Below are 559 nucleotides of genomic sequence, written 5' to 3' on the forward strand. Positions count from 1 at the left end.
GAGGTTATATTTAGAATGGATGGCAGAATTGTAGTAGTATATTGTTGGATTCTGGTAGAAGTTTTGGGGAAACGAAAAATTGCCCACCCCAAAAATGTAATGATGGGGGATGTGGATCATCAAGTTGCTCTTTGGGGCAAAGTTATCCTGGAGGGTTAGGTGCTACTCATTCAGTAACGGCGCAATCCGGGTACTTTGCCTGTTGTATCAAAGATAAATGGGGTAATATTTCTGCTGTTTCTTATCCTAACTCATGTTGTCCTGGCTATTGATTATGGGATCTTTGATTTTAAATTTGGAATATGGAGAAATTATATTGATGGGTATTGCTATAATTATTATAGTCGTCGCCATAATTTGTATAATTAGGTTGGGAAATAAAGGGGGCTGTTCCAAAAGTTAAAATATCCTTTTATAGAATTGGATATTTGATTTCAGTCTCTAATAGGGCTACAAATGAATCGAGGGTGCCAAATACTTTTTGGGTACCCTCTTAATACATTTTTAATATGAAAAATATTTATATATTGTGTTTTATAATTTTAATGGGTTGTAAAAG

It is taken from the genome of Odoribacter sp. N15.MGS-14, assembly GCF_000980245.1.
Taxonomy (GTDB): Bacteria; Bacteroidota; Bacteroidia; order Bacteroidales; family Marinifilaceae; genus Odoribacter; species Odoribacter splanchnicus.